Source organism: Paraburkholderia diazotrophica, assembly GCF_038900755.1.
Lineage (GTDB): Bacteria > Pseudomonadota > Gammaproteobacteria > Burkholderiales > Burkholderiaceae > Paraburkholderia > Paraburkholderia diazotrophica_A.
The window spans coordinates 56,587-83,543 of sequence record NZ_JBBPEN010000016.1 but is presented as its reverse complement, the minus strand read 5'-3'; the positions used below and the strand labels follow the sequence as shown (position 1 = coordinate 83,543).

General features: G+C 64.5%; 20 protein-coding genes. 6 read left to right on the top strand and 14 right to left on the bottom strand.

Going from position 1 to position 26,957, the window contains the following annotated elements; translation table 11 throughout:
• Positions 1-2: 2 nt before the first annotated feature.
• Genes AABE10_RS32185 through AABE10_RS32175 form a run of 3 tightly spaced genes read left to right on the top strand, consistent with a single transcriptional unit; the run spans position 3 to position 2,907 of the window.
• A complete protein-coding gene (locus tag AABE10_RS32185; RefSeq protein WP_342937143.1) occupies positions 3-1,166 on the top strand; it encodes an ABC transporter ATP-binding protein in 1,164 nt (387 codons plus the stop codon).
• Positions 1,163-2,092, top strand: coding sequence for an ABC transporter permease subunit (locus AABE10_RS32180; protein WP_342937142.1), 930 nt, complete (start codon positions 1,163-1,165; stop codon positions 2,090-2,092). Before AABE10_RS32185 ends, AABE10_RS32180 begins: the two co-directional genes overlap by 4 nt.
• Complete coding sequence (locus AABE10_RS32175; RefSeq protein ID WP_087735317.1) at positions 2,089-2,907, top strand: ABC transporter permease subunit; 819 nt, start codon at positions 2,089-2,091, stop codon at positions 2,905-2,907. Before AABE10_RS32180 ends, AABE10_RS32175 begins: the two co-directional genes overlap by 4 nt.
• Positions 2,908-3,049: 142 nt before the next feature.
• Here AABE10_RS32175 and AABE10_RS32170 read toward each other — a convergent pair whose 3' ends face one another.
• Both AABE10_RS32170 and AABE10_RS32165 read right to left on the bottom strand, forming a co-directional pair.
• Positions 3,050-4,462 (bottom strand): methyl-accepting chemotaxis protein, encoded by a 1,413-nt coding sequence (locus AABE10_RS32170; protein WP_342937141.1) that lies wholly within the window; start codon positions 4,460-4,462, stop codon positions 3,050-3,052.
• Between the two features lie 885 nt (positions 4,463-5,347).
• Positions 5,348-6,829: an NAD(P)/FAD-dependent oxidoreductase gene (locus AABE10_RS32165; protein WP_342937140.1), complete on the bottom strand. Its 1,482-nt coding sequence runs from the start codon at positions 6,827-6,829 to the stop codon at positions 5,348-5,350.
• A gap of 198 nt (positions 6,830-7,027) precedes the next feature.
• Here AABE10_RS32165 and AABE10_RS32160 point away from each other — a divergent pair, with 198 nt between their 5' ends.
• Positions 7,028-7,663, top strand: a complete 636-nt coding sequence (locus AABE10_RS32160) for a TetR family transcriptional regulator (protein ID WP_342937139.1) — start codon at positions 7,028-7,030, stop codon at positions 7,661-7,663.
• Positions 7,664-7,754: 91 nt separating this feature from the next.
• Here the strand turns inward: AABE10_RS32160 and AABE10_RS32155 are convergent, their stop codons facing one another.
• The 3 genes from AABE10_RS32155 to AABE10_RS32145 all read right to left on the bottom strand — a co-directional run bounded on the left by AABE10_RS32155 (position 7,755) and on the right by AABE10_RS32145 (position 11,272).
• Entirely contained in the window at positions 7,755-8,981 is a 1,227-nt protein-coding gene (locus tag AABE10_RS32155; RefSeq protein WP_342937138.1) for a tetratricopeptide repeat protein, read from the bottom strand.
• Between the two features lie 106 nt (positions 8,982-9,087).
• Positions 9,088-9,768 carry a PspA/IM30 family protein gene (locus AABE10_RS32150; protein WP_342937137.1) on the bottom strand — a complete coding sequence of 227 codons (681 nt, stop codon included), beginning with the start codon at positions 9,766-9,768 and terminating at the stop codon, positions 9,088-9,090.
• A 502-nt stretch (positions 9,769-10,270) separates the two neighbouring features.
• On the bottom strand, positions 10,271-11,272 hold the full coding sequence (locus tag AABE10_RS32145) for a plasmid mobilization protein (RefSeq protein WP_342937136.1): 1,002 nt from the start codon (positions 11,270-11,272) through the stop codon (positions 10,271-10,273).
• Positions 11,273-11,661: 389 nt separating this feature from the next.
• Here AABE10_RS32145 and AABE10_RS32140 point away from each other — a divergent pair, with 389 nt between their 5' ends.
• The gene (locus AABE10_RS32140; RefSeq protein ID WP_342937135.1) at positions 11,662-14,190 is read left to right on the top strand and encodes a penicillin-binding protein 1A; all 2,529 of its coding nucleotides are present in this window, start codon (positions 11,662-11,664) and stop codon (positions 14,188-14,190) included.
• A 339-nt stretch (positions 14,191-14,529) separates the two neighbouring features.
• On the opposite strand, the gene AABE10_RS32135 is transcribed toward AABE10_RS32140, so the two are convergent.
• From AABE10_RS32135 to AABE10_RS32125, 3 genes are read right to left on the bottom strand one after another with little or no spacing between them, the layout of a single operon-like run.
• Positions 14,530-16,023, bottom strand: a complete 1,494-nt coding sequence (locus AABE10_RS32135; RefSeq protein WP_342937134.1) for an efflux transporter outer membrane subunit — start codon at positions 16,021-16,023, stop codon at positions 14,530-14,532.
• 2 nt (positions 16,024-16,025) lie between these two features.
• On the bottom strand, positions 16,026-19,148 hold the full coding sequence (locus AABE10_RS32130) for an efflux RND transporter permease subunit (protein ID WP_342937133.1): 3,123 nt from the start codon (positions 19,146-19,148) through the stop codon (positions 16,026-16,028).
• Positions 19,145-20,254: an efflux RND transporter periplasmic adaptor subunit gene (locus AABE10_RS32125; protein WP_342937174.1), complete on the bottom strand. Its 1,110-nt coding sequence runs from the start codon at positions 20,252-20,254 to the stop codon at positions 19,145-19,147. The genes AABE10_RS32130 and AABE10_RS32125 overlap by 4 nt, the downstream gene beginning before the upstream one ends.
• 315 nt (positions 20,255-20,569) lie before the next feature.
• On the opposite strand from AABE10_RS32125, the gene AABE10_RS32120 reads away from it, so the two are divergent.
• Positions 20,570-21,190 carry a TetR/AcrR family transcriptional regulator gene (locus AABE10_RS32120; protein WP_342937132.1) on the top strand — a complete coding sequence of 207 codons (621 nt, stop codon included), beginning with the start codon at positions 20,570-20,572 and terminating at the stop codon, positions 21,188-21,190.
• A gap of 97 nt (positions 21,191-21,287) precedes the next feature.
• Here the strand turns inward: AABE10_RS32120 and AABE10_RS32115 are convergent, their stop codons facing one another.
• The 6 genes from AABE10_RS32115 to AABE10_RS32090 all read right to left on the bottom strand — a co-directional run bounded on the left by AABE10_RS32115 (position 21,288) and on the right by AABE10_RS32090 (position 26,865).
• Complete coding sequence (locus AABE10_RS32115; protein ID WP_342937131.1) at positions 21,288-21,674, bottom strand: cupin domain-containing protein; 387 nt, start codon at positions 21,672-21,674, stop codon at positions 21,288-21,290.
• A gap of 121 nt (positions 21,675-21,795) precedes the next feature.
• A complete protein-coding gene (locus AABE10_RS32110; RefSeq protein ID WP_342937173.1) occupies positions 21,796-22,650 on the bottom strand; it encodes an AraC family transcriptional regulator in 855 nt (284 codons plus the stop codon).
• Positions 22,651-22,696: 46 nt separating this feature from the next.
• Positions 22,697-22,927, bottom strand: coding sequence for a DUF2795 domain-containing protein (locus AABE10_RS32105; RefSeq protein WP_342937130.1), 231 nt, complete (start codon positions 22,925-22,927; stop codon positions 22,697-22,699).
• 67 nt (positions 22,928-22,994) lie between these two features.
• Positions 22,995-23,246 carry a hypothetical protein gene (locus tag AABE10_RS32100; protein WP_342937129.1) on the bottom strand — a complete coding sequence of 84 codons (252 nt, stop codon included), beginning with the start codon at positions 23,244-23,246 and terminating at the stop codon, positions 22,995-22,997.
• 347 nt (positions 23,247-23,593) lie between these two features.
• Positions 23,594-24,931, bottom strand: coding sequence for a C45 family peptidase (locus AABE10_RS32095; protein ID WP_342937128.1), 1,338 nt, complete (start codon positions 24,929-24,931; stop codon positions 23,594-23,596).
• A 200-nt stretch (positions 24,932-25,131) separates the two neighbouring features.
• Positions 25,132-26,865: a ClcB-like voltage-gated chloride channel protein gene (locus AABE10_RS32090; protein ID WP_342937127.1), complete on the bottom strand. Its 1,734-nt coding sequence runs from the start codon at positions 26,863-26,865 to the stop codon at positions 25,132-25,134.
• Positions 26,866-26,957 lie beyond the last annotated feature (92 nt).

Sequence of the window (26,957 nt, the reverse complement as noted above, 5' to 3'; positions counted from 1 at the left end):
TCATGAGTGACCAGTCGAATGCACTGGCAGGGGCCGGCTTGTCGTCCTCGGGCAATTCCGCCGCTGCACAGGAGGCAGCGGACAACTTCGTGCGGATCGTCGACGTCGTGAAGAAATTCGGCGAGACGGTTGCCGTCAAGGGCGTGAACCTGTCGGTGAAGAAGGGCGAGCTGTTCGCACTGCTCGGCAGTTCCGGTTGCGGGAAGTCGACGCTCTTGCGCATGCTCGCGGGCCTCGAGACGGTCACGTCGGGCAGGATTCTGATCGACGGCGAAGACCTCGCGCAGATGCCGCCATACAGGCGGCCCGTCAACATGATGTTCCAGTCGTATGCGCTCTTTCCGCACATGACGGTCGAAGCGAATGTCGCGTTCGGTCTCAAGCAGGAAGGCGTGCCGAAGGCCGAGCTGAAGGAGCGCGTGCAGACCGCGCTCGATCTCGTGCAGATGGGCCGCTTCGCGAAGCGCAAGCCGCATCAGCTGTCGGGCGGCCAGCAGCAGCGCGTCGCGCTCGCGCGCTCGCTGGTCAAGCGTCCGAAGCTGCTGCTGCTCGACGAGCCGATGTCCGCGCTCGACAAGCAGATCCGCCAGCGCACGCAGATCGAGCTCGTCAATATTCTCGACAAGGTCGGCGTCACCTGCATCATGGTCACGCACGATCAGGAAGAAGCGATGACGATGGCGAGCCGCCTCGCCGTGATGAGCGAAGGCGAGATCGTCCAGCTCGGCACGCCGGGCGAAGTCTACGAGTATCCGAACAGCCGCTTCTCGGCGGAGTTCATCGGCTCGACGAATCTGTTCGACGGCAATGTCGTCGAGGATGAGCCGGATCACGTGTACATCGAAACGCCCGACCTGCCTGTGCGCATGTACGTGAGCCACGGCATCACGGGGCCGCTCGGGATGCCCGTGACGATCTCGGTACGGCCCGAGCGCATCGCGCTCACGCGCAAGCCGCCCGAAGGCGCGTTCAACTGGGGCAAGGGCGTCGTGACGAACATCGCGTACATGGGCGGCTACTCGCTGTACCACGTGAAGCTCGACGCGGGCAAGACGGTGATCGCGAACGTGTCGAGCCTCGCGCTGACGGAAATCGAAACGCCGACGTGGGGCGACGAAGTCTATGTGCGCTGGAGCGCATCGGCGGGCGTGGTGCTGACGTCATGAAGAGCGCGCTGCAATCCCTCATGATATGGCCGGTGCGGCGCTTCAATCTGACGGGGCGCACGGCCGTCGTCGCGGGCCCGTTCGTGTGGCTGCTGCTGTTCTTCCTCGTGCCGTTCCTGCTGGTCGTGAAGATCAGTTTCGCGGATTTGCAACTGGGCATTCCGCCATACACGGAACTGACGACCTTCAAGGACGGCGTCGTTCACGTCGCGCTCGACCTGTCGCACTACGCGTTTCTGCTGACGGACAGCCTGTACTTCGCGACCTACGTGAACTCGGTGGTCGTCGCGGCGATCTCGACGCTGCTGTGTCTGCTGCTCGGCTATCCGATGGCGTACTACATCGCGCGCTCGAACCCCGCCACGCGCAACCTCCTGATGATGGCGGTGATGCTGCCGTTCTGGACGTCGTTTCTGATCCGCGTGTACGCGTGGATCGGCATCCTGAAGAACAACGGCCTGCTGAATAATTTCCTGATGTCGATCGGGCTGATCCACACGCCCATCGAGCTGTATCACACGAACACGGCCGTCTATATCGGCATGGTGTATTCGTATCTGCCGTTTCTGGTGATGCCTCTCTACGCACACCTCGTGAAGATGGACCTGACGCTGCTCGAAGCCGCCTACGATCTCGGCGCGAAGCCGTGGAAGGCGTTCTGGCAGATCACGCTGCCGCTGTCGAAGAACGGCATCATCGCGGGCTGCCTGCTGGTGTTTATTCCCGCCGTCGGCGAGTACGTGATTCCTGAACTGCTCGGCGGCGCGAATACGCTGATGATCGGCCGCGTGATGTGGAATGAGTTCTTCGACAACGCGGACTGGCCGATGGCATCCGCGGTCACATGCGCGATGGTGCTGCTGCTGCTCGTGCCGATGGCACTCTTCCAGTACTCGCAGGCGAAGGAACTGGAGGAGAAACGATGAAGCCGAACCGCATTCTGCAATTTATTGCACTCGCCATCGGCTTCGCGTTTCTGTATGTGCCGATCATCAGCCTGGTCGTGTATTCGTTCAACGAGTCGCAACTCGTCACCGTATGGACGCGATTTTCGACGCGCTGGTATGCCGCTCTGTTGCAGGACGACGAACTCATCAACGCCGCATGGCTGTCGCTGCGCGTCGCGCTGCTGACGGCGTTCGCGTCGGTGTTCATCGGCACGTGGGCGGGCTTCGTGCTCGCGCGGATGGGGCGTTTTCGCGGGTTCACGCTGTACACAGGGATGATCAACGCGCCGCTCGTGATCCCCGAGGTGATCCAGGGCATTTCGCTGCTGCTGCTCTTCATCGAAATGGGGAAATGGCTGGGCTGGCCGGCGGGACGCGGCATCTTCACGATCTGGATCGGCCACGTGATGCTGTGTATTTCCTACGTCGCGATTATCGTGCAGTCGCGCGTGCGTGACCTGCATCCGTCGCTCGAGGAAGCTGCACTGGACCTGGGCGCAACGCCTCTGCGTGTATTTTTCTTCATCACGTTGCCGCTGATTTCACAGGCGCTGGTGGCGGGGTGGCTGCTGTCGTTCACGCTCTCGATCGACGATCTGGTGCTGTCCGCGTTCCTGTCGGGCCCAGGATCGACGACGCTGCCGCTGGTCGTATTCTCGCGCGTGCGACTCGGCCTGAATCCGGAGATGAATGCACTGGCGACGCTGTTCATTGCAGTCGTCACCGTTGGCGTAGTGGTGGCCAACCACTTCATGCAGCGCGCCGAAAAGCGGCGGCTGGCGATGGCGGTCTAGTCGCGCAAGCGTCGGGAGGCGTAACCCGCAAGAGAGAACGGCCGGTGCTTCCGATGAGCACCGGCCGTTCTGTCTTGTTGCTGCATGCTCTTACCGATCGAGCGTCATCGACCGTGATCGCCTTTATGCGGACAACCCGTTGTCAGACCCGATATCCGATTCTGAGTCCGCCCCAATGCCTGCCGTTCACGAAGATGGGCGCTGACGCGTCCTTCATCAGCGCGTATTCGCCGCCACCCATGTCCCGCCGGTAGGTCTGCAGCAGGAAGCGTTTCGTGTTCGTTCCGGCAGCGAGACCGGTGCGGTCATTGAAGAGCCGGCGATTCCGGCAGTTTGCTGCATTCCAGACAGGATCGTTGCGCTGCGGCTGCGAGAACTTGAGGTTGTGGGTCGGCAGGTAGCCGCGCACGTCGACGGCCGCGCAGAAGGCGACGCGTGTATCGAGGCCGAGCATCGGCTCCTGAATCAAAGGCAGCATGCGATCGGTGAACCCGGTGAAGCGCGTGATGAATTGCGGCGGATCCGTGTCCGGTACGGGTACGTAGCGGTCGTCGAACAGATCGTTCATCGACAGTTCGCCGCGTGCGACGGCAGCCTCGAACAGCTTGCCGACTTTGGCAGCGGCCTGCTCGACGGCGTCGATGAACGGCGTATCGGCCGTTTCGACACCCGTGGCCGCAGTCAATTCGATCAGGCTCTCCGATACGCCCAACAGATGGCCGAGCCGGTCCTTCGCCTGCACGAAGTTCTCGCCCGAATGCTCGACGTCCGATGCAATTTCCATCACCTGCGATTCGAATGCATTGCATTGGTCTTCGATTTCACCGGAGAGCGCCGCAATCTGGTTCGCCTCTGCATTCAATTGCATGATTGCATGACCCGTCGAGTGCACGACGTCGCCGATCATCCGCGTGCCTTCGCGTACGCGTTGCGCACGTGCGGTGTTTTCGGCGCCCTCGGCAATCAGCTTCTCGGTCTGCCCCGTGAGTTCCGCAAGCGTCGTCTCGATCTGATCGGTGGCCTGCGCCGTTTTCGCCGACAGCATCTTCACCTCAGCCGCGACAACAGCGAAGCTCTTTCCGAATTCGCCTGCGCGTGCTGCTTCAATGGCGGCATTCAGTGCTAGCAGATGGGTCTGCCGGGCGATCAGCGAGATTTCCTCGGACACGCGGCTCACGTGTGAAAGGGCTGCGCGCAACGCGCCGATCTGGCTCTCGATTACGGTCACGCCTTCGACGAGCCCATGAATATCGGACAGCGACGCTTCGAGCGTTTGCTGTGAGCGCCCGACTTCGTCGGCGGCCTGGGCGGTGACAGTGTGCATTTCGCGCGCCGCAGCGGCGATCCGGTGATTGCCGGCGAGCGTTGCGGCAGCCGACTGGCGAAGCGTCTGGCAGACGTCGGCCTGTCGCTTCGCGCGCGCCGCGACCTCTTCGATATGGCCGGACACGTCGCAGATTTCGATGCCGAGCTTGCCCGCCTGCGCGGCGATATTGCCGACGACCGATGAAGCGCTGCCTGTGCGGCGCGTGCGCCGAGCGAAGAAACCTGTCATCGCGAAAGCTCCCTGACGGCGCGGCGATTGTGTTCGCATCGTCGTCCCAATGTCCATTGAATGTGCACGTTCGTGCATGCGCCGTGTGCGTGTGCTACATGCGGTGCATCTGTCGCGGATCGGACGATGAACGGCTCTGCGGATGAACTGCGGCACATGAATTGCACGTCGAACACGCCTTCGTTTTTTCTACGGCGCCTTACGGGGCCGCTTGATAGGGACTATCCCGCAGTCGATTCGGGTAGGATCGACTGCGTGCGCGAGTCGTAGTTCGCGTCTGTCGAATCAAACAATCAATGACCGATGATTGAATCCTTCGCGCGCGTGTCGGGCTGGGACCAACTGGTGTATCTGTGGGAATTGATCGTGCTGCTCTGCAAGTTCCTGTGGAATCTGTTGCGCCTGCTGGGTGGCGGCTGAGGCGCCATTCAGTGCATCGTCATCGAATAGAAGATAAACCACGGTAACGTATGAAGCCGATTGCATTGCCTGTCGCGACCTCATGTAACGAACTTCTCCAGCGTCTCCGATCGCATGACACACGATTCCACTCAGCGCTTCACCGACCGCGTGACCGATTACGTGAAGTGCCGGCCCAGCTATCCGCGCGATGTCGTGACGTTCCTGCATGACACATGCGGGCTTGCGAAACGCGCCCGCGTTGCCGATATCGGCGTGGGCACAGGCATCTCGGCCCGGCTCTTTCTCGAGGCGGGGCATCCCGTCGTGGCAGTGGAACCGAATCAGGTGGCACGCATCGTGATCCCGACCTGCGCCGCAAGCGGGAACAGGGCGGCAGAGGCGCATGCGCAGGCTGCGTCGTGTCGACGTTTTGTCGCCCCAATGTTGTACCGCGTCGGTTCAACCGCTTCCGATGCACACTCGCTAGCGCGAAAAGATGTACTCGGTTGCACGAACGCGTCGCGTGAGCCGGCGGAAGCTGAAAGTGAAGCCAGGCCAGATCGCCGTGACCTTGCCGCTCTTCGTCTGGTAGTAGCTGTGGCAGCCGCTCGTCCATACCGATCGCTGCATGTTGCGTTGCAGACGTGCATTGAACGTGCGTTGCACGTCGGGGCGCAGATTCATCGTGCGTGCGCCGCGTCGCTGTAGTTCGCGCAAGCAGCCGGCAATGTATTGCATCTGCGACTCGATCATGTAGATCATCGAGTTATGGCCGAGAGCGGTGTTCGGCCCCGCCATCATGAAGAAATTCGGAAAGTCAGCGATGCTCGTGCCGAGGTACGCTTCGGGACCGTCGCTCAACCACAATGCGCCGAGATCGGCGCCGCCGATGCCTGTCACGTCGAATGGCGCGCCCGCGTCGTTCACCTGGAATCCCGTGCCGCAAATGATCGCGTCGACGGCATGATGCGTACCGTCTGACATCACGATGCCGTCATGCACGATTGCGCAGATCGGCGCGGTCACGACTTCGACGTTCGGCTTGCCGAGCGCCGGATAGTAGTCGCTCGACAGCAGCACGCGCTTGCATCCCAGCCGATAGTTCGGCGTGAGCTTCACGCGCAATGCAGCATCTTTCACGCGCCGCTCGAGGTAAGCGCGCGCGAACTTCATCGTCGGCTCCATGAGCTTCGGGTTGACGAAGAACGCGATGCCGCGCGACTCCATCTGCCAGTAGATCGCGTTGCGCACGCAGCGCTGCGTAAAGGGGAGATGCCTGAAGAACCAGCGCGCGCGTTCGCTGACGGGCTTGTCGGGCTTCGGCAGGACCCACGGCGCGGTGCGCTGGAACAGCAGCAGTTTCTCGACGCGCGGCTGGATTTGCGGCACGAACTGGATTGCACTGGCGCCCGTGCCGATCACGGCGACGCGTTTGTCTTCGAGTGGATAGTCATGATCCCAGCGTGCGGAATGAAATATCTTGCCGCCGAATGTGTCGAGCCCGTCGATTTCCGGCATCGCAGGACGCGACAACGGGCCGCTCGCCGCGATCACGACATCGGCTTCGACTGGCTGATGCAGGCCGTTGCGCTCGACATCAAGGTGCCACACGAGTTGCGTTTCGTCGAAGCGCGCGGCCGTCACGCGTGCGTTGAAGTGCATTGCACTATAGATCCCGTACTTGACTGCACAATGCTTCAGGTACGCGAGTATCTCGTGCTGATGACTGAATGCGCGCGACCACGACGGGTTTGCTTCGAACGAGAACGAATACAGATGAGACGGCACGTCGCACGCGGCACCCGGATACGTGTTGTCCCGCCAGGTGCCGCCCAGATCGCCCGCCGCCTCGTAGATCGTGAACGACGTATAGCCGAGGCGCTTCAGACGGATGGCCATACCGATGCCCGCAAAGCCGCTTCCGACAATGGCGATACGTAAATCGGCAAGACGGGATGAGGGCATATGCGCAGTGCTCGAATAGGTCTGCGGAGTCAGCAAAGCTCGCGACCGAAATTAAGAGGAAAGAAGAGTTGTCTACGTCTGTCTGTGACGATTAAAGCGCAGGGTAGACAACCGTACACAGCCCGTCAAGATCGTTGTAAAGTGCTGACTCCTGGATCATGACGCCCGTCGGCCTCAACGCATTCGAACAAGACGCTCATGCAATCGAAAACGGAATCGGAACTCGCACCGGGCAAGCGCAAGCTGATCGAGGCCGCGTTGCGCCTGACGGCGGGCGGCCGCAGTTTCGCGACGCTCGGCTTGCGCGAACTCGCGCGCGAGGCGGACCTCAATCCCAACACGTTTTATCGGCACTTCGATACGCTCGACGATCTCGCGCGCGAAGCCGCCGGTTGGGTTAGCCGTCGTCTGCGTCCGATGTTACGGGGCGAGCGTTGGCTGGCGGCGCATGATGAACCGCACAGCGTGCCGCGCCGCGCATGTTCGGCGTTCTTCGCGTTTGCGCTCGAAAACCGCGAGGCGTTTCTGAGTGCGCTGGCCGAATATCACGGCACGTCGGCGCTGTTGCGCGACGCGGTGCGTGTGAACCTGCATGAGGTATCGGCAGAGATGGCCGAGGACGTCGTGCAGTTGAACCTGATGCCCGCGCTGTCGCGCGAAACCGTCGAGGAAATCTGCACGCAGATCGTGCTGCAGCTTTTCCACCTCTCGCATGAATACATCGGCAACGCCGCGCAGCGTGGTGCGCTGATCGACTATGCGGAACGTTTCGTCACCAGGCTGTTCGTGGGTGCTGTCGCGCTCGCGCAGCATGACGCGCAGGGTTCGGCGTAGTTGCAATGAAAAAGGGCTCCGCGAAGGAGCCCTTTACGCTAGCCGCAGATTCGTCGAACGGCTCGCGCCGATCGTAGCGAAGCAAGGCCTATCAGGTGTCGTTCCAGCCGCCCGAATCGTCGCTGCCCATGTCGACGCCGCCGTCGCCACCGCCATCGCTCCAGTCGTTGGAGCCCTGGCCAAAGTCGACGGAGCCGGCGTCATTGCCGGCGCGCTTGCGTGCTTCGTCGTCGACGATCACGTCGCGCTCGACCACGCGGTCACGCCCGGAGCTCAGCGCTTCACCGAGCAGCACGCCCGTCAGCAGACCGCCCATGCCACCGCCGAAACCGCCGCCTTGCTGCACGATGACGGGCGGCTGCTGTTGCTGCGGATACGGGTAGGGCGCCTGCGGCGGATAGCCCGGCGGATAACCCTGTTGCTGGCCGCGCCCGAATGCCTCGTTCGCTTCGCGTGCATACGGAGAGTCGCCCGTGCCCGTCGATGCCGCGGGCGCGGCGTTCGGATCGGGCCGGCCGTCGGCGCGCGCCTTCAGGCTCGCCACCTGCCGTTCGAGATCTTCCACCTGATACGGCGGCACGGGGTTCTTGCTGTTCGACAGCGCTTCGACCAGTTGACGCAGTTGCGTCTCCATGCCTTCGACTTCGCGTTCGAGCGCCTCGTGTCCGGGCGCCGTCGACAGCTTCACGTCCAGCTTCAGCGAGCGCACGTCGTTGAGCAGATCGGTGGCGCGCTTGAGTTGCACGCGGCGATCGTCGTTGGCGCGCGTATCTTCCTGCGAGCGCGCGCGGCGCAGCGTCCAGCGCAGAATCAGCGCAATCGCGCCGAGCAGCACGGCGATGCCGATCCACATGCCCATCGACGGGCCGTGGCGTTGCGGCGCCTGTTCGAGCGCGGACGGCGAAACGGGCGCGGCTTGCTGCTGCGCGAACGGATTGGCGGTGCGATGCCCGCCGTTGGCCGCGAGGCTGCCCGCCGTGCCCCCGCTGACACGCGCGGCGTCGGCACGCAGGCGCGCTTCCGTCTGCGCAAAACGCGTGGGATCGGTGAAGCGGACCTGCGGATCGAGCGTCTTCGCCTGCTGAAGCTGCGCGAGCGCGTCGGCCGAGCGGCCTTCGCGATCGAGCACCTGCGCGTACAGATAGTGCGCGCGAGCGTTATTCGGATGCGCCTTCAACACTTCGTTCAACTGCGAATCGGCTTGCTGCCAGTTACCTTGTTGAATCGACGTTTCGATCTGCGTTGCCGTCGGCAGCGCGAAAGCGGCGCCCGATACGAGCATCAGCGAAACACAGGCTGCTGCGAGGAATTTTTTCATGATGCGGGCCGGGCGGATTGACGCCCGTCTCCATGGCTATCGAGTTGCAGTGCCGCGCGCCCGTCGATGCGCCCGGACGCCGCGCGGCACATCGCCTGCAATGCCGTTACTGCGCAGGCGTGTCCAGCTGCTTCTTCAGCGCTGCAAGACGGTCTTCGACAGACGGACCGCGATTCAGATCCGCCAGCTTGTCGTCGAGGGCCTTGCCGCTTTTCTCGTCAGCGGAATTCAGGCGCGCGTCCGAGCGTGCGTTCGACAGCGACACTTTGTCTTCCAGCTTCTGGAAATCTTCAGCAAGATTCTTGCCGCCGATGCCGCCCAGCGCCGTCGCCGCCGTGTCCTTGGCCTGCGCGATCTGCTGCTTCGCCTGCAGGATGTTCGAGCGCGCGTTGAGATCGTTGCGGCGCTCGCGCATGTCGTCGATCTGCTTCTTCAACTGCTCGACCGAGGGTTCGAGCGTCGCCAGTTCCTTCGCGAGCGCATCGCGCTCCGCTTCGGCCGTCGCCTGCGCGCCGAGCGCCTCGCGCGCGAGCGCTTCGTCGCCGGCTTGCAGCGCGCGCTTTGCGCCGTCCTCGTACTTCTTCGCCTTGTCGGCTGCCACGTCGCGCTTGCTCTGCTGCGTGGCGACCTGCGCCTGGATCTCGACCAGCGAGTTCTCTGCTTTGGCGATGCTATCGTCGAGTTCGCGCACGATCTGGCGCGCATCACGCGACGGGTCCTGCACGGAATCGGCTGCGTCGTTCAAGAGACCTTTGACCGTTCGCGTGATGCTGTCAAAAAGCGACATGAATACCTCCATTGGATGAAATCGACGCTGAATACCCGGCGCGCTGCATAGGTGCGTAATCACGTCGACTGCACGTAGTTTACGCCGCCCTGCGCGAGACTGCGGATCATGCCGCATGCCACCGCGGACCGCGTTCGCGTGCATGCTCGCGATGACATCGGGGCGCCTGCACGGATTGCAATAGCGCCATGAAAATTTAACCTTGACGCAGCGCGATGCCGGACACTTCAAGCAGCCCGCGGATGGACGCGAACGGGTATTCAACAGCTCGCGGATATTACACCACGCGTACCCTTAAAACGGTCTTAAAGCGCGATTTCGTGCGCGTTTCGGCGGGTTCGTTCGCAGTGTCGTGCGGCTTGCGCGCCGAGCGCAATCGACGCAATCGAAGAACGAACGGATGCGCAAAATTGTCGAAATGCAGATGAGAGAATTCTTTCGGATAGCCGACGATGCATGGCTCTGCCCGCCCACCGCATGGGCAAGCATCGACACGCGGCGTTCACGCGAAGCGGCCGTTGCCTTCGGTGGGATCGATGTCCGGTTCGTCCTCTTCATGCTCGCGTTGGCGCTTGCTGGCGGCGCTGCGTTTCGACGACAGCAGTGTGGCGGTCCGGGATGGCGTGCGCGTGTCGCTGCCCGTTGCCGGGGTATCGTCCGTATCCGCATCGTGCGCGATGGCGGCGGCTTTCGCGGCTGCCACGCGCGCGGCAACTTGCGCGTCGTTATCGTCGTCCGCGCTTTCGAGCATGCCGACGGCCGCGAGCACGGCGGCGCAATCGGCGGGGCGCGCGAGACCGAGCGGCGGGAGTGTTTGGCTCAGCTTGCCGGATGCGTCGAGCGCGGCATCGTTTTCCGGCGATGCGGCCGGCTCGCGCGCGGGGGAAGAGTCGGCAGGGGATTCGGCGGAGGCATCGGCACGTAACACGCCAGACGATGCAGCAGATGACACAGCAGACGACCCGGCGCGAGGCTTGGGTGCCGCCGGCGCCGCCTGCCGCGCGCGATTGCTCGAGCGCGCGACGCGTTGCAGCGCTTCGTTCAGCGCGTCCGGTTCGCGCGGCGCGCGCAGCCGGTCGACGATGCTCGCCGCCTTCACCTGCTCGCTGGTCGCGCCGAAGCTGAGCACCGCGCGACGCATCAGCTCACTGACGCTGATGCCGAGATTGTCCGCCGTCGCGGAGATGGCGCGTTTCTGGGCGGGCGTCACGAAGACGACGATGCGTTCGCTGGGCTTGTTCATAGATCGGCTCGCGTTCTTTGTTGGTGTCGAACTGCGGAGGAATCCGGGCAGGGTGCGAGGCCTGCATGGCGCGCGTCGAACCATCATAAGACTAAATCGTGACGCGCGGTGGCGCGCCGCTGCAAATCGGGCGGCCTGCAAAATGGCTGTCGCATCAACGGGTTGCCCGGGTTGCAGGGATATTGTCCACAGGGCTTTGCACAATTTCTGTTGATAACCGCACAAGCGCGCCACGGCGGGGGCCGCGCGGTGTTTTTGCACTTCAGGGCACGATCATGAGGGAATTCTTACAAAAAAATCACGATCCACGCGGCTTGATTTCTTTAAAATGCGCTGTTACGTTGCGCCAGGAAACTGTCAGGGCGCGCCGTGCGACCGGCCGGAACGGGGTAAAACATGCGGCGCCGCGCGGTGGCAGTCGCCTGGCAGAAACGGGCGCCGCGCCAAGTATCATTGCAGGGCCGCCGGCAGCGCCGCATCCGGTGGCGCCGAGAATCTGCGCGAAGGCCACCGCGTCGGCGGATGACGTCGCTCCGGCGCGCAACGGTGCCGCTGCCGTCCATTCGGGCGCGCGACGCACGCCACGACCACGATTCGAGCGCACCGCGCGTGCATAGCCGGCGTGTAGGAAAGCGCCAATCATTCCAGTCATGCCAATCATCAAACGACCGCATTCGTCCCACCCTGGCCGCGAGCCATCCTTCGGCAACAACGACAACCCGAGCCGCGACTATCGCTACGCGCAGCGCGAAGAAGAAGACGACGGCGACGACCGCGGCCGGCGTGGTGGCCGCTCGATCTTCGGCACGATCGCGCTGTGGTTCGCCGGACTCTTCGCGACGCTGGCGGTGGTCGGCGCGCTGATCGTCGGCTACGCGCTCGTCGTGATGGGGCCGCAACTTCCGTCGCTCGACGCGCTGACCGATTACCGTCCCAAGGTGCCGCTGCGCATCTATACGGCGGATCACGTGCTGATCGGCGAGTTCGGCGAAGAGCGGCGCAGCCTCGTGCGCTTCCAGGACATCCCCGACGTGCAGAAGAAAGCCGTGCTCGCGATCGAAGACTATCGCTTCTATGAGCACGGCGGCGTCGACTTCATCGGCATCCTGCGCGCGGGCTTCGCGGACATCATGCACGGCGGCTCGTCGCAGGGCGCGAGCACGATCACGATGCAGGTCGCGCGCAACTTCTTCCTGTCGAGCGAGAAAACGTACACGCGCAAGATCTATGAAATGCTGCTCGCGTACAAGATCGAGCGCGCGCTCACGAAGGACCAGATTCTCGAGCTGTACATGAACCAGATCTATCTGGGCGAGCGCGCTTACGGATTTGCGGCCGCCGCGCGCGTGTACTTCGGCAAGGACCTGAAGGACATCTCGCTCGCCGAGGCGGCGATGCTCGCGGGCCTGCCGAAGGCGCCGTCCGCGTACAACCCGGTCGTCAATCCGAAGCGCGCGAAGATCCGCCAGGAGTACATCCTGAAGCGGATGCTCGATCTGCGCTACATCACGCCGGAACAGTACGACCAGGCCGTCAAGCAGGAGATCCACACGAAGACGGCGGGCAACGAGTACAGCGTGCACGCCGAGTACATCGCGGAAATGGTGCGCCAGATGATGTACGCGCAGTACAAGGACGAGACCTATACGCGCGGCCTCAGCGTCACGACGACGATCGATTCCGCCGACCAGGAAGCCGCCTATCACGCGGTGCGCAAGGGCGTGATGGACTATGAGCGCCGTCACGGCTATCGCGGTCCCGAAGGCTTCGTCGAGTTGCCGGCGGCCGGCGACGAGCGCGACGAGGCGATCGAAGACGCGCTCAACGATCACCCCGACAACGGCGAGATCGTGGCCGCCGTCGTGACATCGGCGACCCCGAAGGAAGTGAAGGCGCAACTGCTCGACGGCACCCAGGCGAGCATCAAGGGCGACGGGCTGCGCTTTGCGGCGGCTTCGCTGTCGCCGCGCGCGGCGCAGGCGCAGCGCATGCGCCCGGGCTCGATCATCCGCCTGATCGCGGATGCGAACGGCAACTGGCAGATCACGCAGTTGCCGCAGGTGGAGGGCGCGCTCGTGTCGATGACGCCGCAGGACGGCGCGATCCGCGCGCTTGTCGGCGGCTTCGACTTCAACAAGAACAAGTTCAATCACATCACGCAGGCGTGGCGCCAGCCGGGTTCGAGCTTCAAGCCGTTCATCTATTCGGCGGCGCTCGACAAGGGGCTCGGACCGGCGACGATCATCAACGACGCGCCGCTGTATTTCCCGCCGAGCGCGCCGGGCGGCGACGCGTGGGAGCCAAAGGACGACGACCAGCCGGACGGTCCGATGCCGATGCGCGTCGCGCTGCAGAAGTCGAAGAACCTCGTGTCGATCCGCATCCTGTCGTATATCGGCACGAAGTACGCGCAGGACTACGTGACGCAGCGCTTCGGCTTCGACGCCGACAAGACGCCGCCGTATCTCCCCATGGCGCTCGGCGCGGGGCTCGTCACGCCACTGCAATCGGCGGGCGCGTATAGCGTGTTCGCGAACGGCGGCTACCGGATCAATCCGTATCTGATCGCCGAAGTCGACGATGCACACGGCCAGCCCATTTCTCGCGCGCAGCCGCTGACGGCGGGCCGCGACGCGCCGCGCACGCTCGACCCGCGCAACGCGTACATCATGAACAGCCTGCTGCACTCGGTCGCGACGGGCGGCACGGGCGCGGGGACGAACGTGCTGCATCGTAGCGACCTGCAGGGCAAGACGGGTACGACGAACGATGCGAAGGACGGCTGGTTCGCCGGTTATCAGCAATCGCTCGTGGCCGTCGCATGGATGGGCTACGACCAGCCGAAGTCGCTCGGCAGCCGCGAATTCGGCGCACAGCTGGCGCTGCCGATCTGGGTCGACTACATGCAGCGCGCGCTGCGCGGCGTGCCGCAGGCCGAGCCCGAAATGCCCTCAGGCGTGACAAGCGTCGATGGCGAGCTGTTCTATGCAGACATGACGCCGGGCAACGGCTTCATCGCGAGCATCGGGATGGATTCGGCGAATCCGCTGGCGAGCGGCGGCGATGCCGTCGGCACCGTGGGTCCGGCGGGCATGACGCCGCCTGCGCCGCCGCCTCCGAACGTCACGACGACGGAGAGAAAGCAGATCATGGATCTGTTCGAGTCGAACAAGCCTTGATCGTTTGAGCCTCGATGAACGACGCGCCCGTGATGAAAATCACGGGCGCGTTTTTTTGCGTGTGCGCGAGCAGGAGATCAGCGGGGGATTAAGGTGCGCGCTCAACGGGTTAGCGCGATTGTCCAGGTGTTATCAACAAGGCTGTGCACGGAATCTGTTGATAACAAGCGATAACAGCCAATAACAGGCGCGAGCGCCCCGTTGAGCGCTTTTCGGGCAAGCGCTGCGTAATCCGCATCGCGAGACAAAACCGCTGTCGCGTCAATGTCTTATGCCGCTTGTCCCGCTGTTCTCAACAAACTCGTCCCCAGAAACTGGGGATAACTGCACGCGGCCCGATCACTGCGCAATCGTCGCAGCGCCCGTCGATGCCGACGCCGCATGCGCATCGTCGACGGGCGGATTGCCCATCGCCTGAAAGAGCGCGGCCGTGTCGTTCAAACGCGCGCCCGTGTAGCGAATCTCGTCGAGCCGCGCATTGCGATACTGCTGCTCGCTCGCTCTCGCCGCCGTCACGGGCACGGCGCCAAGGCGATAGCGCGCCGACGTCTCGTCGAATGAACGCTGCGCCGTTTGCGCCGCGATATGGGCGGCATCGAGCGACTGAGCGTCGTGCTCGAGCGCGGCAAGCGTATCGGCGACGTTCTGGAACGCGGTCAGCACGGTTTGCTTGTACTGCGACACGGAGGCTTCATACGATGCGACGGCGGCGCGCCGTTGCGCGAACAATGCGCCGCCGTGGAAGATCGGCTGCGTCAGCGATGCGCCGAGGCTCCAGATCGCGCCCGCCCCCGACACCGCGACGGGCCAGCTGAACCCGCCTTGTCCCATCGACGCGTTCAGCGTCAGGCTCGGAAACATCTGCGCCGTCGCGACGCCAACTTCAGCGGCGGCCGCCTTGAGCGTCGCGTCAGCGGCCTCGATGTCGGGGCGCGCCTGGAGCAGATCGGATGGCACGGACACGGGCACCTGTTCCGGCACGTGCAGCGACGCGAGATCGAGAGGCGGCGGCGCCTGGTCCGGCGTGCGGCCGAGCAGCACCGCGAGCGCGTGACGCGTCGTCACCAACTGCTGGCGCGCGGCGGGCAGGCTCGCGGCAAGCGACGCCGCGCTTTGCTGCGCGTTGAGCAGATCGCCATGCGGCACCGCGCCCAGTTCGTAGCGGCGTTGCGTGTCGCGCGCCTGATCGTTGGCGAGCGCGACGAGACGTTCGGTCGTCTGGACCTGCGCATCGAGCATCGACGCAGAAATCGCCGCCGTCACGATGTTCGCGGCCAGCGCGCGCCGTGCTGCGTCGAACTGATACGCCTGCACGTTTACGCGCGATGCGAGCGCCGCATTCGCAAGCCGCGATGCGCCGAAGATGTCGAACGTGTACTGCGCCTGCAACTGGCCGACGAACACGTTGTACAGAAACGTGTTCGGCCCGGCTTGAGGAATCCCGAGCGCGCGTTCCCGCGTGACCTGGCCGCCCGCATCGATGGACGGCAGCATGTTGCTGCCGATCTGCGCGCGCAACTGCTCGCGCGCGGCCGTCAGGTTCTTGTCGGCGGCGGCGAGTGTCGGACTGTTGCGCAAGCCTTCATCGACGAGCGCATTCAGTTCGTCCGACTGGAACGTGCGCCACCACTGCGGCACCGCTTTCGCGCCGGCGACGAACCGCTGGGTGACGCCCTGCGCGGGCACCGTTTGCGTCGGCAGCGCATCGGCGCCGTAGTGCGCGGGCTCGGGCATCGCAGGCGGCGTGCCGTTCGGGCCGAACGAGCACGCCGTGGCGAGCAGCGAAGCTGCGGCCAACGCGATGGCGCCGCGGGTGATCGAAGGGAGGCTCATGATCAATTCCCCGAATGTTCGGACGGCTCGGGCCGCGGATCGCGTTCGTCGCCGCGCACGCGGAACCACGCGGCGTAAAGCGCGGGCAGATAGAACAGCGTGAGCACCGTCGCGCTCGTGATGCCGCCCATCAGCGCCGTCGCCATCGGGCCGAAGAAGTTCGAGCGCAACAGCGGGATCAGCGCGAGCACGGCGGCCGCCGCCGTCAGCGTGATCGGGCGGAAGCGCCGCACCGTCGCACCGACGATCGCATCGAAGCGCTTGTGTCCCTGCGCGATGTCCTGCTCGATCTGATCGACGAGAATCACCGAGTTGCGCATGATGATGCCGAACATCGCGATCACGCCGAGCATCGCGACAAAGCCGAACGGCTTGCCGAATAGCAGCAGCGTCGCGACCACGCCGATCAGCCCGAGCGGCGCCGTCAGCACGACCATCAGCACGCGCGCGAAGCTCTGCAACTGGATCATCAGCAGCGTCAGCACCGCGATGATCATGATGGGCATCTGCGCGTTGATCGACGTCTGTCCCTTCGCGCTTTCCTCGACCGATCCGCCGATCTCGATCCGGTAGCCGACGGGCAGCGCCGCGCGAATCTGCGCGAGCTGTCTGTCGACGGCATGCGTGACGTCGATGCCTTGCGCGTTGCCGCGCACGTCGGACTGCACGGTGATCGTCGGTTGACGGTCGCGCTCCCAGATCACGCCGTATTCGAGATCGCTGCGCAGCCGGCCGAGCGTGCCGAGCGGCACCGAGCCGTTGGGCGTCGGCATCGCGAGCGTCAGCAGCTGCGACGGGTCGACGCGTTCGTTCTGCGGCGCGCGCAGATCGACGCTGATCAGCTTGTCGCGCTCGCGGTACTGCGTGACCGTGTAGCCGGATAGCGTCATCGCGAGAAAGCTCGATACGTCCGCTGACGTGATGCCCAGCTCGCGCACCTTCTTCTGGTCGACTTCGAAGCGCACCGAGCGCTCGGCCGGTTCGTCCCAGTCGAACTGCACGTTCGCCGTGCCGGGATTCGCGCGCATCGTCGCGGCTACTTTTTCGGCGATCGAGCGCACCGTCGCGATATCGTCGCCGCTCACGCGGAACTGCACGGGATAGCCGACGGGCGGGCCGTTTTCGAGGCGCGACAGGCGCGTGCGGATCGCGGGGAAGTCGTTGCGCAGTTTCGGTTCGAGCCAGCGCGCGAGCTTCTCGCGATCCTCGACGCTCTTCGCGGTGATCACGAACTGCGCGAAGTTCGGCGTCTGCAACTGCTGGTCGAGCGGCAGATAGAAGCGCGGCGCGCCCGAGCCGACGAAGTCCACAGAATGATCGATTTCGGGCCTGCCTTCGAGCGCTTTTTCGATCCGCTGCGCCTGGCGCAGCGTCGCGTCGAACGAGGCGCCTTCGGGCAGGCGCACATCGACGAGCAGTTCGGGCCGGTCCGAGCTCGGAAAGAACTGCTGCGGCACGAGCGTGAAGCCCGCCAGCGACACGACGAACAGAATGACCGTGATCGCGAGCACGACGAAGCGCCGCTCGATGCACCAGCTGATCCAACCCGTCAGCCGCCGATAGAAGCGCGTCCCGTAGATGTCGTGCTCGTGGTCGTCGGGCTCGTGCGCCTCACGCTTGCGCTCGGGCAGCATGTGATAGCCGAGCATCGGAATCAGCACGACGGCGGCGAGCCACGATGCGATCAGCGCAATCGCCGACACTTCGAAAATCGAGCGCGTGTATTCGCCCGTGCTCGACTTCGCGAGCGCGATGGGCAGAAAGCCCGACACGGTGACGAGCGTGCCCGTCAGCATGGGGAACGCCGTGCTCGTGTACGCGAACGCCGCGGAGCGCGTGCGGTTCCAGCCCTGCTCGAGCTTCACGGCCATCATTTCGACGGCGATGATCGCGTCGTCGACGAGCAGGCCGAGCGCGAGCACGAGCGTGCCCAGCGACACCTTGTGCAAGCCGATATCGAACAGATACATGCACAGCGCGGTGACGGCGAGCACGACGGGAATCGAGATCACGACGACCATCCCCGTGCGCACGCCCAACGAAACGAGACTCACGACGAGCACGATCGCGACGGCTTCGGCGACGGCTTCGAGAAAATCGTCGACGGAATGCGCGACCGCGTGCGGCATGCTCGACACTTCGACGAGCTTCAGTCCCGCAGGCAGATGCGCCTGCAGCTCCGTCATCTTCGCGTCGAGCGCCTTGCCGAGCTGGATCACGTCGCCGCCCGGCTGCATCGTCACGCCGATGCCGAGCACGGGCTTGCCCTGGAAGCGCATCTGCGTGACGGGCGGATCGTCGTAGCCGCGCCTGATCGTCGCGATATCGCCGAGCCGGAACGAGCGGCCGTTGATGCGGATCAGCGTGTCGGCGAGCGCGTTCAGATCGTTGAATTGCCCCGTCGGACGCACGAATACGCGGTCGTCGTGCGTCGTCAGCGTGCCGGACGGCGACACGCTGTTCTGCGAGTTGATCGCCTGCGCGAGCTGTTGCGGCGAAATGCCGAGGCGCGTGAGCTGCGTGTTCGCGATTTCGACGTAGACGTGCTGATCGGGATCGCCGAAATAGTCGACCTTCGCGACGCCCGGCACGCGCAAAAGCACCGTGCGCAATTCGTCCGCGTAGTCGTGCAGTTGCGCCGCCGAGAAGCCGTCGCCTTCGAGCGTGTAGATGTTCGTGTACACGTCGCCGAATTCGTCGTTGAAGAACGGGCCCTGAATGCCGGGCGGCAATGTCTGCGCGATGTCGCCGACTTTCTTGCGCACCTGATACCAGGTCTCGGGCACATCCTTGACGGGCGCGGAGTCCTTCATCGTGAAGAAGATCAGCGATTCGCCGGGGCGCGAGTAGCTGCGCAGAAAATCGATCGCAGGCGTTTCCTGCAGCTTGCGGCCGATGCGGTCGGTGATCTGTTCCTGCACCTGGCGCGCGGTCGCGCCGGGCCAGAAGGTGCGGATCACCATCACGCGGAACGTGAACGGCGGGTCTTCCGATTGCGCGAGCTTCGTATAGGCGAGGATGCCGAATGCCGTCGCGAGCGTGATCAGAAAGACGACGAGCGCCTGGTGGCGCAGCGCCCATGCGGACAGGTTGAAGCGTCCTTCCTCATTCTGCGCTGTGCTCATGACGCGAAATCCTCGGGGTGCAAAGGCGGCACGACGCGGACTTTTTCTCCCGCCGTTACCGTATGCACGCCTTGCCACACGACACGCTCGCCCTCGTTCAAGCCTTGCGTGACCGCGATGGTCCGTTCGGTGTAGTGCGCGACCCGCACGCGGCGCAGTTCGAGCTGATCGCTGCCCGCGCGCACGACCCACACAGCGGGCGTCGTGCCGTCATGAAAGAGCGCGGTGGAGGGCAGCGTGAACGACGCGGGCTGGCTGCTTGTGTGGTCGCGGGCGAAGTCGATATCGGCCGTCATGCCGAGGCGCACGTCCGGGCCCGGATGATCGAGCGTGAGCTTCGCGCGATACGTGCGGCTCTGCGGATCGGCAGCGGGCGACAGTTCGCGCACGCGCGCATTGAACGTGCGGCCGGGCAGCGCGCCCAGCTTGACGGTCGCCGCCTGTCCGACACGCAGCGACGCGAGCGCGCCTTCGGGCACGTCGCAGACCACGTCAACGTCGCCGGACCATGCGAGGTTGTACACGGCCTGTCCCGCCGATACGTTCTGTCCCGTGTCCGCCTGTTCGGCCGTGATGACGCCGGCGTGATCGGCGGCGAGCGTCGCGTATTGCAACTGGTCCTTCGCGAGCGCAGCCTGCTGGGCGGCCTGGTCGCGCTGCGCGGCCGCCGACGCATACGCGTCTTCCGTCTGTTCCAGTTGTGTCGTCGCGATCAGGTTCTCATGCGCCTGCGCGCGGTCGCGGTCGAGCTGCTGCTTTGCATAGACGAGCCGGTGCTGCGCGGCTTCGAGTTGCGCGGCGGCGCTCGCGGCGTTCTTCTGAGCGTCGGCGGGATCGAGCCGCGCGACGACCTGGCCGTTCTGCACGACGTCGCCAAGACGCACGCGGCGCTCGATGATCTTGCCCGCGATCCGGAACGACAGCGGCGTCGAATAACGCGCCTGCACTTCGCCCGGCAGCGACGCCGCAAGCGGCAGTCCGTCCGCATGCACGGCGACGGCTACCACGGGGCGCGGCGCGGGCGCGGCGGCTTCCTTGTGGTGGCACGCGGCGAGCGTCAGCGTGCCTGCGACGACGAGCGCGCCGATCTTCGCATGACGAAGCAACGGCAGGGACAAGGGAGATGAAGCGAGGCGGGACAGCTTGCGCGCGCGAGACGACGCGCCACGACGGGAACGATTCACGATGCCTCCGGGCTGGAGAAGCAAACGAATACGGCAGGCCAGAGGCTACCGACGACGTGCTGCTGAATGTGTGGTGAAGTGTGCTGCAAACCGGCCTGCAAGCGCTGCAATTCAACTCGCATCGCATCGAGGCCGTAATTTCACTCATTGATTGAGATGGTGACGTGCATTCTAATACATAGCTGTATCTGAATGCAAAGCTGAATCTCGGGGCGGATCGATGCTAGACTGTTAAATATGAAACGCAAACGACTTACGCGAGAACAGAGCAAAGACCAGACGCGCCTGCGTCTGCTGGATGCTGCGCAGGCCATTTTCATGAAGAAGGGGTTTGCGGCGGCGAGCGTCGAAGACATCGCCGAGGCGGCGGGCTACACGCGAGGCGCGTTCTACTCGAACTTCCGCAGCAAGCCCGAACTCTTTCTGGAACTGCTGCGGCGCGACCATGAGTCGATGCAGGCGGAACTGCACAGCATCTTCGAAGAAAACGCGACGCGCGAAGAAATGGAAGCGAACGTGCTGCGTTACTACAGCCGTCTGCCGCGCGACAACAAGTACTTCCTGCTATGGGTCGAAGCGAAGCTGCTCGCCGCGCGCGACGCACGATTTCGCGTGCGCTTCAACGCGTTCCTGCACGAGAAGCTCGAGCAGCTGAGCGAATACATCACCGAGTTTTCGGTGCGCGTCGGCACGCCGCTGCCGTTGCCCGCGGAAACGCTGGCGCTCGGGCTGATGGGCCTGTGCGACGGCATGCAGTTTTTCTTCACCGTCGATCCGCAGAACATCTCGGGTGAGCGCGCGGAAGAGGTGCTGGGAAACTTCTTCGCGCGGGTCGTGTTCGGCAGGACGATGGGGTAGAGGACGGCCGGCATCGGTCCGGCTATTGAAGCGCGGCCGAGGCGCGGCTGCTCGCGCCGTGCTTCATCCGGCGCAGCGCGACGCGCTCAGATCGATTTCAGATCCACACGTCGTTGGCGGCCGTCCGGTCGCTGCTCTCGTCGCCCGTGTTCTTCACGCCGCGCGGCTCGATCAACAGCAGTTTCACCTCTTTTTCCGCGTAGGGCTTGTGCTCCTTGCCCTTCGGCACGACGAACATTTCTCCCGCCGACAGCTGCACGGCGCCGTCGCGAAAGTCAATGCGCAGATCGCCTTCCAGCACGATGAAGGTTTCGTCCGTCTCCGCGTGGTCGTGCCAGATGAAATCGCCTTCGATCTTGACGATCTTGAACTGGTAGTCGTTCATCTCGGCGACGACGCGCGGCTGCCACTGCTCGTGAATGCGGGCGAGTTTGTCGGCGAAATTGATGGGCTCGAATCGGGTTGGCTGATCGGTTGCGGGCATGTCTGCTCCGTTGAGTTGAAGTCCACGCGATGCAGTGTAGGCGGATGCCCTCGCGGGCGTCTTGAACGTTTGTGCACGCCCGGAGTGCTGAACCCGCGCTGGTCCCGTGCCGAACCCGTTTTCAGCGGGACTGGCTTTCGAGCATCTTCAGCCAGCGCGACGGCGTCACGCCATAGGCGGCCATGAAGTGCCGCGTCATATGGCTCTGATCCGCGAAACCGGCGGCGGCCGCCGCGTCCGCGAGCGTCTCGCCGCGCGGCAGCGCTTCTCGCACGGCGTCCAGGCGGCGCATCGTCAGATAGCGATGCGGGCTCGTGCCGAAGAACGCGCGGAAATCGCGCGACAGGCTCCAGCGATCCCGGCCACTTGCAGCAGCCAGTTCGTCGAGCGTGACGGGACGCTCGAGCGCCGCGTGCAGATAATCGCGCGCGAGCAGCGCCGCGCGGAAGTCGGCGGAGGCGCGCAGCGGTCGCGCGCCCGACACGGCTTCGAGCGCATGCGCGAGATCGTACAGGGCGTCGTCCTGTTCGAGCGGGTCCAGCGCAGCGTCGATGCGTTGCAGCAGCGCCTGCGTCGCGGCGGCAAGACGCGGATCGTCCGACAGCCCGCCTTCGATGAACGGCAGCGGCTTGCCGCCGAGCGCCGCCTGAAAGAGCGCTGGCGCGACGTACACCATCCGGTAGCGAAAGCCTTCATCGGTGCCGGCCTGGCCGTCATGAGCCTCGTCCGGGTGCAGCACGATCGTGCCGCCCGGGAGGCTGTTGCACACGCTGCGTCGATAGTGGAAGCTTTGCACGCCCGCGAGCGTGCGGCCGATCGCATAGGTATCGTGCCGATGCAGCGCGTAGCCGTTGTGCTGGAAAAAGGCCTCGATGCGCTCGACGCCGCGCTGTGCGGGCGCGCGGCGAATCCAGTCGCGCTTGCCGTGAAAATCCAGCGCGGGCCGCTGCTCTGCCGGCCGCGACAACGCCTGCATCGCGGACGCCTCGCGCGCGCCTCGCTCGTGCCGCATCGTCAGCCCGTCAGATGCCAAGACCGGGGCCGAAATTGCTGCCGATCAGCTTCGTCACGGCGTCGATATCCGCGTAGTCCTGCTCGGGCAGGCCGTCGAGCATCGCGAGCACTTCGTTGCTTGCGCCCGCGTCGCGCGCTGCGTCGACGAGCGCGTCCTTGTTCAGCGGATAGCTGACGCCGCGCAGAACGTCGGCGATCTGCAGATCGATCGATTCGCGGGGGATGGCTGATCCCGTCATGCTCGCGCTCCATTGTTCTGAAAGTTATCGTCACGAAGGGGACGATCTGTCGATCCCGTACGTACCGTCACGTTTGCAGATGCTCGTCCTGCGCCTTGAAGCCGCGCTCCAGATGCCGTGATTTGGGCAGCGCGATATGTTGCCATCGCTCCGGCCGGATATCGGTCTGGGCCGCGACGTCCGGCGCGGCGGGCGCGACGGGGGCGGCATTGGCGCGGGCGGCGGCTATGTCGAACGTGCCGTCCGTCGCCGTATGCACCGGCGCGGCGAAACACGAGGCCGACAACGTCACCATGGTCAACAGCGTCGAGGTTTTCATCGCTCGACCTCCTTTTCCAGGCAGCGCAGGAACATCACGCAAGCGTTATGCCATTCCGATGGCGACGGATTGGCGCCCGCCTGGCGCGGCTGCCGTCTGCGAGCGCCGCGCATTTTCCCCATCTTACGCCAGTTATTTTTACAAGCGCTGATGGCGCATCAAGGCAGGGCGCCCGTCGCGGGCCTGACATTGATTTCTCTGAAGATTTCGTCGCGAGCGGTCGTGCCGCCAATTCAGCGGGCGCAAGGCCGCGCGTTGCGTCGCGCATCAGGTATGTAGAAAGCGGTTGGCGTTAACCCCGTAGCCTCGCGTTGCGTGCAGTTCAACGGGCGTGAGCGTGGAGGCCTTCAGCGCAGCACGTCGAAGCGCGTCCACGGCCATGACGGCCGGTCGCGCATATAGCCGTTCAGCCAGTTCCATTGCGGATGGCGTTTCATGAACGCCTGTGCGTCGAACGGGCGCCCGCACGGGTGGCCCCAGCGTGCGTCGAATGCCATTTCGCGCGCCATCTCGCTGTCGACGACCTTGCCGTCGTTCGCGCCCCAGGGATTGAACGGACCGTGATCCGAGCCGCCGAAGCGCTGGTCGTCGAGTTCGAGGTGGCCGCAGATTGTCCGCGAGCACGGGTTATCGGGGCGGTCGAGGTAGACGTCGTGATGATCGGCGATCATGGCCTTCGCCAGTTCCACGTCGATCCGCCCGCGATGAGTTTCTTCCAGCTGCATGAAGCGCAGCCGCCGCGCGCCGTTCCTGCGCACGTCGGTGTAGTCCTCGCCTTCGCCCGTGCATTCCTGGTTGCGGATCTTCAGGTCGGTCGCCGTGTTGTAGCCGCTGTAGAAGCCGTCCTTGGTGCTTTCGAACCCGGAATAGTGCAGGCCGAGTTCATAGCGGGCGATCTCGCCCGTCTTGATGTCGCCGAGCAGCCAGCTGTTCGCGTAGCCGCCGTTGTTCGCGAGCGCGAATATCTCGCACCATTCGCCGATGCTGTTCGCATATTGCGTCGCGTGTCGCGATCGATAGAACTCCGGCGCGCCCGCCGCGTTGTAGCCCGCGAAGTTCGAGATCGTGGTTTCCGTCACCATCAGCCCCGCCGACGTGACCCAGAAATCCGTCAGGCTCGAAATGCAGCCGGGCAGTCCCTGCATCAGAATGCGGTTGCCTGTTTCGGGGACGATGTCGAACACGACGTTGAACGCGTCGCCTGCCGCGTAGCGGTCCCATGAGTTGTGCGCCATCACGATGCGGCCGTCCCGCGTCGCGCTGCCCGTCGCGATGAACGCGCTGCAATGATGCCCGCGCCGGCCGCGCCACGGCTTGAGGCCGAGTTGCGGTTTCTGTTGCGCGGCGTGCTGCGGCCACCAGCTTTGCAGCAGATCCATGTAGCCATTCCACGCGAGCACTTCGGTGAACGGCAGCTTCGCGCCGTCGGCGATGCCCTGGATTTCGTCGGCGAATTCATGATCGAGGTGCGGCGCGAACTGCTCGACGGCGGCGCTGATGAACGTGTCGAAATCTTCGCCCGTGTCCCATTTCGCGAGATAGCGCGCAGTGCGGATCGCGTTCTGGATTTCGGCGGCGAGCAACTGGCCGTGCTGCTCGCCACGGTCGTACGGCTCGCCTTCGATGTGCACGAAGATCCAGCCTGCATGATCGCGGCGCACGGCATCGATGGACGGTTCGCTCATCTTCGCTCCCGTTCGTAGCGCGCGGCATCGCCGCCGGCGTTGCTCAGCGCCGTGTATCCGGGATGCGGCCTGCGGCTCGTCTATGGTCAATTCATTGTAGAGAAATTGCCGCGCTTTGCCATGCGCCGAACGGGCGATGCGCAGGCGGGAAAACGCAGATAAGCGCAGACAAGCGCAGCGAGGCGCAATCGGATAGACGTCTAACGCGCGGGGTTCATGCGGAAATACGCATCGAGCAGCGACGTCTTGTAGACGACGCCCGCGAGCGTCGGCCGCGCGGTGCTTTCGACGACGGGCAGCCGTTCGCCCTGGAACGCCATGAAGTGCTGAAGCGCGACGCCGAGCGGCATGTCGGGCGTGAGCACGTCGAAGTGCGGCTGCAGATAGTCGGCGGCCGTCCTGGCGGACGTGTCGGTCCGGTCCAGAAGATCCGACGTGATGTCCTTCAGCGCGACGACACCCAGAAAGCAGCCGCTTTCGTCCGTCACGTACAGATACTTGACCGGGTACTCGAGGAACACGCGCGTCATGTCGTGCACCGTCGCGTTGGGCCGCACGACGGTTTGCGGCGGGCGGATCAGCTCGCGCATCTGCGTCGAGCGCAGACGCATGCGTTCCTGTTCCTCGCGATTGCGGTGCAGCGTGATCTCATACATCGACGTCTTGCCGATCGCGCGCGCCGCGAAGTACGCGACCACGCACGACACCATCAGCGGCAGCACGACCTGATAGCTCAACGTCATTTCGAAGATCATCAGGATCGCCATCAGCGGCGCCTGCGTCGCGCCCGCGAGGAACGCGCCCATGCCGACCATCGCGTACGCGAACGGCGCGGATGTCGCATGCGGCCAGAGCGCGTTCATGCCCAGTCCGAACAGCGAGCCGAGCGTCGCGCCGACGAAGAGTGTCGGCGTGAACACGCCGCCGACAGCGCCCGAGCCGACGGTCGCCGCCGTCGCGATCACCTTGAACGCGAGCACGACGACGAGCGCCGTCCACGTCCATGGCGAATGCAGGATCGAGTTCACGACGCTATAGCCGTTGCCCCACACTTCGGGCGTCCACGTCGACAGAACGCCGACGATCAGACCGCCGAGCGCGAGGCGGATGGGCAATGGCACGGGCAGGCGCCGGAACGCGGATTTGCTGGTGTCGATGAGACGCAGAAACTGCGGCGCGGCCGCGCCGCACAGCAGGCCGAGCGCGACGAAGAGCAGCACTTCGACGCCCGCAACGGGCGGAAACACGGGCATCTCGTAAGGCGGCTTGTAGCCGGCGAACTCGCGCATCATGATGTTCGCGACCACCGACGACACGACGACGGGCCCGAAGCTTTCCATCGCGATCGAGCCGAGCACGATCTCGGTGACGAAGAACGCGCCCGCGATAGGCGCGCTATACGCCGACGTGATACCCGCCGCCGCGCCGCACGCGACGAGCAGGCGCAGACGCGGCGGATCGAAGTGCACGAGGCGGCCGATCAACGATGCGCCGAGCGCCGAGAGTTGCACCATTGGGCCCTCGCGGCCGATCGAGCCGCCGCTCGAAATCGTGAACAGCGACGACACGCTGCGCCACAAGCTCACGCGCACGGGCACGATGCCATCGCCGATCACGACGGCTTCCATGTAATCGGTATGCAGCTTCTTGTCGACGCCGCGTTGCGCGAGCAACAGCAGCCCGCCCGCGATCAGGCCGCCGAACGCGGGCAGCGCGATACGCATCGCGACAGGCAGACGCCGTGCCATTTCGACGAGGCTGCCGTCCTGCCCCGTAAACACGCGCTGCAATAGCGCAATGCCTTCGCGAAACGCGATCGTCGCGAAAGCGCCCGCGATGCCGACGATCACCGACCACACCAGCATCGTGTGCGCATCGGACAGACGGAACAGGTTGGCTGCGCGCGTGCGCAGTCTGAGCAGAAATGAAAGCACGGAAGAAACGGGCGTCGGAATTGTTGGTTTGGCGCGCTGATGATATCGGACGGCGCGCGACGAAAGTTTCAGGTGCGGCTCGCCTCGCTCGC

What these genes read in the sequence shown, in the direction of transcription:
- AABE10_RS32185 (WP_342937143.1), top strand. Translation starts at nt 3, where the DNA reads ATGAGTGACCAGTCGAATGCACTGGCAGGGGCCGGCTTGTCGTCCTCG.
- AABE10_RS32180 (WP_342937142.1), top strand. Translation starts at nt 1,163, where the DNA reads ATGAAGAGCGCGCTGCAATCCCTCATGATATGGCCGGTGCGGCGCTTC.
- AABE10_RS32175 (WP_087735317.1), top strand. Translation starts at nt 2,089, where the DNA reads ATGAAGCCGAACCGCATTCTGCAATTTATTGCACTCGCCATCGGCTTC.
- AABE10_RS32170 (WP_342937141.1), bottom strand. Translation starts at nt 4,462, where the DNA reads ATGACAGGTTTCTTCGCTCGGCGCACGCGCCGCACAGGCAGCGCTTCA.
- AABE10_RS32165 (WP_342937140.1), bottom strand. Translation starts at nt 6,829, where the DNA reads ATGCCCTCATCCCGTCTTGCCGATTTACGTATCGCCATTGTCGGAAGC.
- AABE10_RS32160 (WP_342937139.1), top strand. Translation starts at nt 7,028, where the DNA reads ATGCAATCGAAAACGGAATCGGAACTCGCACCGGGCAAGCGCAAGCTG.
- AABE10_RS32155 (WP_342937138.1), bottom strand. Translation starts at nt 8,981, where the DNA reads ATGAAAAAATTCCTCGCAGCAGCCTGTGTTTCGCTGATGCTCGTATCG.
- AABE10_RS32150 (WP_342937137.1), bottom strand. Translation starts at nt 9,768, where the DNA reads ATGTCGCTTTTTGACAGCATCACGCGAACGGTCAAAGGTCTCTTGAAC.
- AABE10_RS32140 (WP_342937135.1), top strand. Translation starts at nt 11,662, where the DNA reads ATGCCAATCATCAAACGACCGCATTCGTCCCACCCTGGCCGCGAGCCA.
- AABE10_RS32135 (WP_342937134.1), bottom strand. Translation starts at nt 16,023, where the DNA reads ATGAGCCTCCCTTCGATCACCCGCGGCGCCATCGCGTTGGCCGCAGCT.
- AABE10_RS32130 (WP_342937133.1), bottom strand. Translation starts at nt 19,148, where the DNA reads ATGAGCACAGCGCAGAATGAGGAAGGACGCTTCAACCTGTCCGCATGG.
- AABE10_RS32120 (WP_342937132.1), top strand. Translation starts at nt 20,570, where the DNA reads ATGAAACGCAAACGACTTACGCGAGAACAGAGCAAAGACCAGACGCGC.
- AABE10_RS32115 (WP_342937131.1), bottom strand. Translation starts at nt 21,674, where the DNA reads ATGCCCGCAACCGATCAGCCAACCCGATTCGAGCCCATCAATTTCGCC.
- AABE10_RS32110 (WP_342937173.1), bottom strand. Translation starts at nt 22,650, where the DNA reads ATGCAGGCGTTGTCGCGGCCGGCAGAGCAGCGGCCCGCGCTGGATTTT.
- AABE10_RS32105 (WP_342937130.1), bottom strand. Translation starts at nt 22,927, where the DNA reads ATGACGGGATCAGCCATCCCCCGCGAATCGATCGATCTGCAGATCGCC.
- AABE10_RS32100 (WP_342937129.1), bottom strand. Translation starts at nt 23,246, where the DNA reads ATGAAAACCTCGACGCTGTTGACCATGGTGACGTTGTCGGCCTCGTGT.
- AABE10_RS32095 (WP_342937128.1), bottom strand. Translation starts at nt 24,931, where the DNA reads ATGAGCGAACCGTCCATCGATGCCGTGCGCCGCGATCATGCAGGCTGG.